Raw genomic sequence first — 10,016 nt, forward strand, 5'->3', positions numbered from 1 at the left:
GGCGATCTCGGTTCACCAAGGCATGCCAGCGGCCAAGCGCAACCACGGCTTGGTGGCCGGCAGGAAGTACGGATTAGCAGCGACGTCACCTTCATTGCCGGCCTCTTGGCGAAACACATCCCGTTCGCCGCCGCAGCGCGGTGCCCCTGTACTCGAGGAGTAGACAGCTCCGGCAGGCTGCCAAAGCAGCAGCCTGATTAGTCTTCTCCTGTAAGCGGCGCAGTCCAATGCAGGGCAACTTGGACGCTTTTGCCCGTTCCTAAGTCACCCATCAATTCAGGCCCTAATCGTAAGCCCGGCACTCAGGCATATCGATCTTCACCTACCGGCCAGATGGACGGTAGGCACAAGAACTGCCGCTTAGACGCCGTTTGGAAAATCGAGGGGGTGGGGTTTTGCGGTGAAGCGATTTATGATTCAAGCTCTGGATGTGGACCGAGCAGAGCCGCGGGCGAATGGCCAAGATCGCCAAGAAAACCAAGCGCTACCCATCCGATTTGACGGACGAGGAATGGGAGCAGATCGCTCCGCTAATGCCCAAGCCCGGGCGTCGCGGCCGTCCGCGCGAGGTTGAATTCCGGGAAGTGATCAATGCCGTGCGCTACCTGGTCCGTTCCGGTTGCGGTTGGCGGATGCTGCCGATCCATTGCGGGCCGTGGCAGACGGTCTACGGCTGGTTCCGAGAGTTGGCGCGGCGCTTTCTGTTCCAAACCATCCACGACGTGGCGCTGATGCTGGATCGCGAGCGGGCTGGGCGCGAGGCCAGTCCCACAGCTGGCGTGATGGACAGCCAGCCGGTCAAGGCGCCGCAAGCTGAAACAAGGGGTTACGACGCCGGCAAGAAGATTGTCGGCCGCAAGCGACACATTGCCGTCGATACCGATGGGCGGCTCTTGATGGTCAACCTCACCACCGTCGACATCTCCGACAGTGCCGGGGCTCAGGCGGTCCTGGACGGCATCCGCAAGCGATAGCCCTGGGTGAAACATCTGTTCGCCGACAGCGCCTATGACCGGCTGAAGCTCATGGACAAAGCCGCCTATCTCGACTTCGTGGTCGAGATCATCCGTCGATCCGACGACCAGAAGGGGTTCGAGGTCCTGCCCCGCCGCTGGGTCGTCGAGCGCACCTTCGGATGGATGACGCGCTGGCGACGCCTCGTGCGCGATTATGAACAGCGCATCGATGTCTCTCACGCCATGATCCTCGTCGCCATGGGTGGAAACCTCATCCGACGAAATGCCCATCCCTGATTTTCAAAACGGATTCTTAGTGGCCTGAGCCCGAGTCGGCTGGCCCGAGAGTCGAAATACTTTGCACGCAAAATCCCGATTGAACCGCAAGATCGGCGAACTCGCGCGTTGCGTCGGTCGGCCCACGAACGGCACCATCCCAAGCGATCACGGCGAGTCGTCGCCGCGGAATTTCTCCCTCAGCCAACGTAGTTGCTTCGGCGATGATCGCACGGTTCGTTGCCGCGTATGCGGTCGTGTCGTCGTCAGAAGCATTGAGAATTACGAGATCTCCGCGCGACTGAGCAGTAGCTACTAGACCGTCGAATAAACTACCCCAGAACTCGGGGTGTGGTCTGTCGATGACCGACGTTCTGCGGAAGTGTTCCGGCGCAAAGGGCAGAACGATGCGTGTTCTGATCTCCAAGGCATCAGCCGCCTGAAGCATAGTCAAGTCGCTGCCGCAGGCGCCTGACGCTACAACAGCAATTGGGCGCTCCCGAGATAACAAGGCGGTCAGTGCTTGTTGTACGGTCGGAACGCTTTCGAATGGAAAACGCACCACAAGAGAGTCTGCAACGTCTGTGCGTCTCCCTGCGAAAGCAATTACGCTGTCGGTCGCTTTGCTGGCGACGCTCATGATACCAGGCCCGGTTCAACTGATTGACAAACTATCGACGTATCGGCCTGGAGTAAATTGATCTGTCTGGGCAGAGACTTCGAAGCCCTTGCATCAACCCCCTTCAGTCGAGAGTTCGAGATCAAATATGGGTGGATCTTGATTTTACCGAAGGCGGGTGGCATATCTGCCTTGCATTCCTATACTTTTCAAAAGCATTTAGTTATTCGAACTAGCAAGGAGTTCCTCCTGAACCTTTTGCAACGATTACAATCCGCTGGTCCAAAACGCATTCTCGCGCTTGACGGCGGCGGCATTAGGGGCGCGTTGACCCTGGGCTACCTTAAGCGCATCGAAGACATCCTGCGAAAATCACATGGTCGGCGGGATTTGGTGTTGGCAGACTACTTCGACTTGATCGGAGGGACCAGCACTGGTGCGATCATTGCCGCTGCACTTGCCACCGGCATGAGTGCCCACGAGGTCGAGGCGATTTACCTCGATTTCGGGGGAGAGGTGTTCAATGACCGGCAGGATAGCCTCGGGTTGCCACGCCTTGGTCTGCTGCGCGGCCGGTATAATGCGGAGCCGCTCCGCCGCAAGCTAAAGGAATATTTCGGGGATCGGACCCTTGGAGACAGTTCGATCCGCACAGGGCTTTGCATTGTGACGAAGCGCGCAGACACCAACAGCACCTGGCCGTTGCTGAATCATCCGGAGGGGCGTTACTACGAGAAAAACCGTCCAATCCTACTGCGCCGGGCCGTACGTGCGAGCACGGCCGCGCCAACCTATTTTGATCCCGAGAAGCTTAATATCGGCGGTGGCGTCCGTGGCGCGTTCGTCGATGGTGGCGTGAGCCTGCACAACAACCCCGCGCTGCTCCTCTTTCTCATCGCCACGCTGAAGGGCTTCCCTTTCCGCTGGCCCACGGGCGAAGGCAAGCTGCTCCTTGTTTCTGTTGGAACCGGTTATTGGAACGAGGCGTCCAGCTTTGACCGGGTTATGAACGCGCGATTGTGGAACTGGGCTTCAAGTGTACCTAGCATGTTGATGGACGATGCTACCTGGCTCAACCAGCTTCTCTTGCAGTACCTCGCCGCCAGCCCGACCGCGACAGCAATAGACAGCGAAGTAGGAAGCCTGGGCGATGATTTGTTGGGCGACCAACCGGCACTAACGTATCTGCGCTACAACGCACTGCTCGAGGAGGGTGCACTACGCGAGCTCGGACTAGGCGAACTCGCTTTGCGCGCCGAACAATTGCGGGATATGAGCCGCGCCGAGAGCCGCCACGACCTCAACCTGATCGGCACGAAGGCCGCTAACAGGATGGTTGATGACGTTCATTTCTCGCCAAAATTCGATGTCCGATGCAGCTAACCCGTCCTATTCATGAGCCTTGTGGTTCGAGCGCCGCTGAGCGTTCGATCATGCATGTATGAGGCGTCTTTTTCACCGCAGCTGGGACTGGACTTTGGAACGCGCTGGAGGGTCTGGGTTTGGGCGGGGCCTTGATGCCCCGGCGCTCATGGTGCTGCGGGCTGCAGCTGGCCTCGGGACAGGCGGCGGCGAAGGCCAGGCGGATGCGCGAGACGGTTTCGATGACGCGGGCGCCGAGCTTGAGGAGCCTGAGCCGCAGCGTGGCGAACTCGGCGTTGCTGAGATGATCGGTTTTGGGCACCGCCTCGCGCAGGGTGAGCATGAGCAGGACGAGGCGCACCTGGTTGGCAATCGGTGAGCGGCAGCTGGTGCGGTCGGAGGCAAGCTGGCTCTTGTGCATCTTGATCAGGTTTTCGGCCTGGCCACGGGCGCAGTAGATCACGTCGTAGACATGCGCGGCGGAGCCTTTGTCGAAATTGGTGACGACGAAGCGGATGTCGAGGCCGCGGGTGGTTGCCTCGATGCGGGCGCAGACGCGACGTTGCGTCTTCCAGGATTTCGCCTTGTATCGGCTCTCGGCATAACCGCGCAGCACCGGCTTCTGCTCGAGCGCGCGGCGGGTGCGGATATCGTCGGCGGCTTCATCAACGAGACGCTGGAGAACCTTGTTGCCGGGCAATCCGAAGAGGTAGTCGAGCGCATTGTTCTCGCGCCAGGCCATGACCTGCGCCCGGCCATAGTGGCCGTCGCCGCGGACCAGGATGCGGGTGGCCGGCCAGCGGGCGCGGATGCGCCGGACAAGCCGGCGCAGATGCCCGCAGGATCTCCTTGCCCGTCGGGGTCTTGCCAGGACGCAGGATCACGGCGACCGGACGTCCGGTCGCGGCGTCATAGATGTGGATCGGCAGGAAGCAGCGCTCGTCGTGATGGGCGTTGAAGAGCGAGAGCTGCTGATGGCCGTGAGCGGTCATAGCCGACGTGGTATCGAGGCTCGGAAGCCGACCTCGAGCAACAGGAAGGGCCATGACCCGAAGCGGTCATCTGCCGAACTTCACGTAGAACGGCCACGGGCGGTAATCGGATACTCGATCCGCTTGGCGCCATACGACCCTTGGGCAATCGATAACGTGGGGAGTACTGCGGAAATCGTGGTCAGATCGCCACGACCGTGATATTTACTGAGAATTGGCCGTCCAGTTGCTTGTGAGGATCATTTGTGGATCGCTCAGTAGTCCCTATGATGGTACTTAATGGCGTCGTTCTGGGTTTTTTCGTTGCGTTTTCGAGAGAACCAATTGCGGGCGCCGTTGTGGGCGGCCTACTTTCCCTCGTTACGGCAGTGGGACTCTTCTTTCTTCAGGTCAAGGATGGGTTAGCGACGAACGCACGTTTGACCCGCACCACGTCGGCCGTAATGGTGGCTTTCTACGCGGCCCTGATGGTCAGCGTGATTTCGTTCACGCTCGCCCTACCGTGGCTCCCGTCAAACCTCGACACCAAGCGCGACGTGATCGAACGCTTTCTTGCTCGATCGGGAATCAACGAGCTCGAAATCGGCAAAAAAACCTACCAGCTGGCAACTGAGGGGCGTGCTGCTGCTACGGCGCTGGTTCTTGGGTCCGAAGATTTCGTAGAAGAAGCGAATTGGCTCAGGACGTTCGGCCAGGGGGGCCGGAGGCCCGCGCCCCAGGCAACATATATCGGTGGCCCATATTGCGACATGCTCGCGGCTGCCGAGCAGACACAACGCGTCGACCCCGCTAAGCTGCAGCAGCTCGACGCAGCCACAAACGACAGGGGGCCGAAACTGGCTGCACGCCTCTTGCTTGCGATCGATGATCCCGCACAGCTTGCTCGAGCAATCGATAGGGTACAAGCGGAGTTCTGCAACACGAGCGGCGAGGATGTCGCAAAGTGAGGCACGTCCTCCAGATCGCTCTTTGCGCCCTCGCCCTGCTGGTCGGTGTGACAGGGTCGCGCGGCCAAGACGAGTTAGACGTGGATTCGATCAAGCGCATACTCGAGCAAAGCATTGTGCGCATCGAAGCGAGCGATTGCGAGGCGATGTCCGTTGGATCGAGTTGCCGAAACGGCATCGTGAGCACGGGCTTCTTCGTTAGGGTCGACGGAGAGCTCTTCATCGCGACGACGCTTCACGGTGTCGCGCACTATCCGCAGATTTACTGGAGCGCGCAGAACGGCAAGACCGAGACAACCTCTATCGCGCGCGTTAACACGAAGTCGGACCTTGCTCTACTTGCCGTGCTGAATGCCGACGACGTGATCGCCCTCGGCTTCATGCCGCTCGAGGTCAGCAATGCCGGCATTGATGATCTGGCGGGCAAGCCGGTCATCTCTATGGGCTTCAAGCTCGGCCTGCGGATGGTGACTGTGGAACAGGACGACGTGAGAATACTGGCGCCGCGGCAGATCGCCGACCTGCTTCCGGAAGACATCAAGCTCGATCCAGATTTTGCGCGCTTTTTCGCTTCCGACGCCCAAACGCTTCAGTTGGAGCTCAGGCTCGATCCCGGTGATTCCGGAGGCCCGATTCTCCTTGGACGGAAGGTGGTCGGCATCTCACACGGCGGTATCGATGGGACATCCTTAAGCTGGGCTATGCCGGCCGCCGAACTGTTGAACGCGAGTAGTGAGGAGGAGGATGTCAACCTTTTCCTCGCCGACAGCACGGTGCGGCGCCACGGCCAAGACGCGGTGATTCGGCTGTTCAATACAGACAACGAGATCACCGAGACGCATATCGTGGCGCCGCCGCTGCGCTACACCTTCATGCTCCGCTTCAGTTCGCGGACCAGGTTGCTTTCGGGGTATGCGTCGCGGGTCGGCTGGTACACCGGGAGCGAAGACAACCCGGGGTACTGGTTCCCCGGAGACGGCCCGATTTCCCCGAATTCAGAGGCTTTTCCTGGTTCGCCGATCACAGTGGAGGGCCTTTGGAGCGCCGCGCCAGGAGAACGAGAGACGCTCGAAGCGATCCAGCGCGACGAACTCGAGTTCCTCGACCTCCTGTCGCGCGCCGCGATCAGGCTCGAATGTCAGACCGAGGACCGACTAGGCCAGCCCGGCAAGCCCTACTGGCCCTCCGACACCTTCCATTCGCTCGAACTGCAGCACGCGATCAATCTCGATGCGGTCGAGGTGGCGCGAGACCGGGGGGACGTCTTCGTCTATTCGCGTACCGTCCAGGATGTCACCCCCTTCGGCAAGCGCAACCGTTTCGCCAGCAGCGGCGTCCGCGGCAAGATCACGGACATCGACCTTAAATTTGGTCTCTGCGCAGTCAACCTTGTTCCTAAAGACGAGGGTGGCACTGACCAAAGCGTGTTGAAGCCCCTGAACGATGCGCTTCGCGTGGGCACGGCCTGCATCGTGTTCTATCTGTCCGACGGCACTGAGTTGCAGCTCTTCATGGTTGGCCAGAGCATTGATCCGGCGCTCGATCCCGAGCGACTCTACGGCATTCTGACGCATACGGGTGGCAACACAGGTGCGGGAGCGTGCGATGAGCGCTAGGCTTGCGGCTGTTCTTGCCATTATCGTTGCGTTTCTGCTTGGTGCGGCGGCGCTAGGGGCAGAGCCTACAGAGGAGCTGTGCGCGAAGCTAGACAACCAGGCGGCCGTCATGTCTGTCGTTGAGTGGAAGCGCCTAACGACAAACTGCTTCCTCGCTGGCTTTCCGACTAAGCTTCGGACCTCCGATATCGGCGAGATCCCTATGGATGCCCCAAAAATGGACCTTATTATCGACGTTGGGGAGAATGACGGCGCCTTTGGTCTGCGCTCCTTCCCCGGAGTTAGAATACACCCCGTTGTGCGCGATCTGTATTGCCGCGAGTTCGCCGAAGACTGGGTGACGCTGAAAATCCTGTGCCCCCTTCCGCCGATGTTCTCAGTGGCTCGTGTGGATCCGCTTGGATTGTTGGCTTGGGGACCCTCACTTCTTCTCGAGTGGGGCCTACCATACGACCTTCTGTTACGGGGGCAGGCACATCGCCTGGAGGGGTCTGGAAGGGACTCCTTGCTGTATCTAAAGTCGCTCACGTTCGAGAACTTCTCCGCGGACTATCTCGCCGTCGACAATGTGGTCATCCGGGGAGATCTAGTCTTCAAGGGCTCATCGTTCGGGTTGCTCTCAGTTGACAAGACAATCGTCACAGGCCGCATCGTGTTCGAGAACGTCTCAATCGAGCGTGGCTTCAACTTTGAGAATACGCTCGTTCACGAGGGCGTCAGCGTAGATAGACTGAATGCGATGAACACGCTCTGCGACAACAAAATGGAGCTAGCGACAACTCCACTTTCGATCGATAGTCCGAACTTTATCCCGCCCTGCCTGACGGAGGCTCTTCCGGACCGCTGAATACCTTTGGAACTGTTGCCCGCCTTCCGCAACGAATCTCCAGCGTCTGCTTTGGGGCCGAATTGGACCGTCAGCCAATTTCCGCTTCTGTGCGCTGTCCAGGCGACCGGACCCGCGTTAGAGATCGACCCTTTGGGGAAGCGGCCAGGATCGATCGGAAAATCGATCAACGAGTGGTCGCCCTTCAAACGTCATGCTCAGCGGACAGTTCGGACAATTGCTTTTGTCGATCTTCGTACGTCCATCGAGCGCGTTATCACATTGGCGACAAGCCCGAAATGGAGCATTTCTTTCATCGCGACGCTGCGAATAAGGCCCCTTGCCGGAAAGTATAACAGAATCTCTTGCAGAGAGGGCGGAGTTCTGCCGGTTGCCTGTCCACGTTTTGTTTTCGTTGACTCAAACGAAAGACTTATGTGATCCTGCGAACCGTTTCAAACGTGGTGGGCGCGGGGGGATACCACCTTGCATTCTACTTTTCTTATGAACGGTAGAGACGCCGAGGATTTCGGACCGGGACGGCGGCTGAGGCCTGGGTTGTGAGCGCAATTCCCCAACCAGTTCTAACTGCTCTGCGCGAAAAGCTACGCCACGCTGGACAGGTATTTTCCGATGCGCGATACCCGATCCAATTAAAAAACCCTCCTTCAAGCGAAGCAAATTATGGCGAGCCGGGATCACTGTATTTCGGCGAAGCGCGAGGTTTCTATCCGAGAAAAGGCAATGGTGAAGAATATATTTCAAACGGTTACTTCCAACCCTGGAACAGTTTCTTTCACGTGTCCAGTAATTCTGATGGAGGCGTTCATCGCGGGCACCAAGGGTTGGATATTTACGCGCCATACCATCCATTTCCCCATGAAATTCAGGTATGCGCTGTCGCGGACGGGACGATCAATAATCGGACCTACTGGGGAGATTTCAGCGAGAACAAGAAGGGCATTCGCGGGCTTCAGGAACTCGGCAATCGCGTCACGCTCTCGGTATCGGTCGCCGTCAAGCAGAAGTCCCATCAAGTCCTGTTCTTCTACGGTCACCTGAATCGATTTGCCGATGACGATCGCGGTACGAATGAAGAGCGGCGAAGCCGGTCGGTCAAGGCTGGCGAGGTGATCGGCTATGTGGGTAAGAGCGGAAATGCCGACACGCTCCGCGAAGCTTCAACACGGAAATCACCCTTCCATGTCAGTTCTGCGCATCTACATTTGGCTGCTGCGCTGGTCGTGCCGATCAAGAATAAGAACGGAAAACCGGGGACGAAGCTCGTCTATTTCGATCCGCTGGAGGTCCTGCCGAAGGCGCTCGGCTATCATCCTAGCAAAGGTGACCTCGGCTACGCGACGTCGAACGAAGAGAAGTCCGGGCGTCCGAACGCAACTCAGTGGCAGGCCAAGAAACTGGCGGCTCTGAAAGATGCCCAGGACGAACCGAACGTTCCGAAGGTGCGCATCCGGAATGTGGAGAAGACCGGAATTCAACGCAACACGTTCGGAACCAAGGGATTTCGGCGGGTAATCCTGCCCAAGCCGTTCCACCGGATCGACGTCGATCGTACCAGCACTCTATCGGCGACGCTCTCGGCTTATGCGCTGATGAAAGCGCGCAAGGATGCCAAGCCGGACTTGTTTAACCGGGCCATCGCGCGCTGGAAGGAACATGCCGCGGAGGAGACCGACACGAACTATTGGGCTGAGACGGCGCCTGCCCTCGCGGCCCGTGCCGTGGATCGGTTCGGGTACCTAGCTTCCAATGACGCTGGCCACGCGCTGGCGGCGGCGATGCATCTCCATGAGGCACTCTACGTGCTGATGGGCGGGCCTGCCTTTGAGGAGCTGGGCAGCGATCACGCAGACCACAAGATCTCTTGCGGTTTCGGGTTGCGCGGCAGTCTCCTGGGTGTAGCGCTTGGCGAGACCGTGGGGGCCCTGCACTATGCCAAGTTTCCGACCGGGGAGGACGCATCGGGAACCCCGGTACCGCTTTTTTCAGTGACGTTCGGAGCCGGAGGAATTCGCCACGCCACACTTAGCGGCAAGATGCCGTTGGCGGACACAGCGCTGGATTACTACAGAGCGGTTTGGAACAGCTTCATCGCGACCTATGGCGTGACCAAGACGATGCGCACAGTTCAAACGCGCCTTTCGGCGAACGACGCCGCAGCCCGCGCCCGGGTGCTCACGAAGACCGAGAACGCACGCGACCAAATCAAGATGGCCTCGAGGAAACTTGCGGCGTTGGGGGATACCGCCGCCAAGACTCTGATCGCGGAGGTCCTCGACGCCAACATCGCGCATTTCCAGGCTGCCGTGCATCTATCAAAAAAGCCCGACACGACCGGCCCCCGCGCGACGCCAGATATCTTTGCCCTCTGTGATGCGCCGCCGACGGCGGGGAGCTAACA

Annotated in this window: 6 protein-coding genes and 2 pseudogenes; 6 read left to right on the top strand and 2 right to left on the bottom strand. The window is 59.2% G+C overall.

The window, feature by feature from the left end:
- Positions 1 to 428 precede the first annotated feature (428 nt).
- Positions 429 to 1,253: pseudogene (locus ABVK50_RS29085) on the top strand (IS5 family transposase).
- A gap of 16 nt (positions 1,254 to 1,269) precedes the next feature.
- Here ABVK50_RS29085 and ABVK50_RS29090 read toward each other — a convergent pair.
- Positions 1,270 to 1,872: a hypothetical protein gene (locus ABVK50_RS29090; RefSeq protein WP_353646183.1), complete on the bottom strand. Its 603-nt coding sequence runs from the start codon at positions 1,870 to 1,872 to the stop codon at positions 1,270 to 1,272.
- Between the two features lie 57 nt (positions 1,873 to 1,929).
- Between ABVK50_RS29090 and ABVK50_RS29095 the strand changes: the two genes are divergently transcribed.
- The gene (locus ABVK50_RS29095; protein ID WP_353646184.1) at positions 1,930 to 3,234 is read left to right on the top strand and encodes a patatin-like phospholipase family protein; all 1,305 of its coding nucleotides are present in this window, start codon (positions 1,930 to 1,932) and stop codon (positions 3,232 to 3,234) included.
- Positions 3,235 to 3,403: 169 nt separating this feature from the next.
- On the opposite strand, the pseudogene ABVK50_RS29100 reads toward ABVK50_RS29095, so the two are convergent.
- Positions 3,404 to 4,196 (bottom strand): annotated as a pseudogene (locus ABVK50_RS29100) (IS1380 family transposase); the annotation flags it as partial.
- Between the two features lie 275 nt (positions 4,197 to 4,471).
- On the opposite strand from ABVK50_RS29100, the gene ABVK50_RS29105 reads away from it, so the two are divergent.
- From ABVK50_RS29105 to ABVK50_RS29120, 4 genes are all read left to right on the top strand, one after another.
- Positions 4,472 to 5,152 carry a hypothetical protein gene (locus ABVK50_RS29105; protein ID WP_353646185.1) on the top strand — a complete coding sequence of 227 codons (681 nt, stop codon included), beginning with the start codon at positions 4,472 to 4,474 and terminating at the stop codon, positions 5,150 to 5,152.
- A gap of 116 nt (positions 5,153 to 5,268) precedes the next feature.
- Positions 5,269 to 6,768, top strand: coding sequence for a trypsin-like peptidase domain-containing protein (locus ABVK50_RS29110; protein ID WP_353646186.1), 1,500 nt, complete (start codon positions 5,269 to 5,271; stop codon positions 6,766 to 6,768).
- Positions 6,758 to 7,615: a hypothetical protein gene (locus ABVK50_RS29115; RefSeq protein WP_353646187.1), complete on the top strand. Its 858-nt coding sequence runs from the start codon at positions 6,758 to 6,760 to the stop codon at positions 7,613 to 7,615. The genes ABVK50_RS29110 and ABVK50_RS29115 overlap by 11 nt, the downstream gene beginning before the upstream one ends.
- A gap of 539 nt (positions 7,616 to 8,154) precedes the next feature.
- Positions 8,155 to 10,014, top strand: a complete 1,860-nt coding sequence (locus ABVK50_RS29120) for a M23 family metallopeptidase (protein ID WP_353646188.1) — start codon at positions 8,155 to 8,157, stop codon at positions 10,012 to 10,014.
- Positions 10,015 to 10,016 lie beyond the last annotated feature (2 nt).

Source organism: Mesorhizobium sp. WSM2240, from assembly GCF_040438645.1.
GTDB lineage: Bacteria > Pseudomonadota > Alphaproteobacteria > Rhizobiales > Rhizobiaceae > Allomesorhizobium.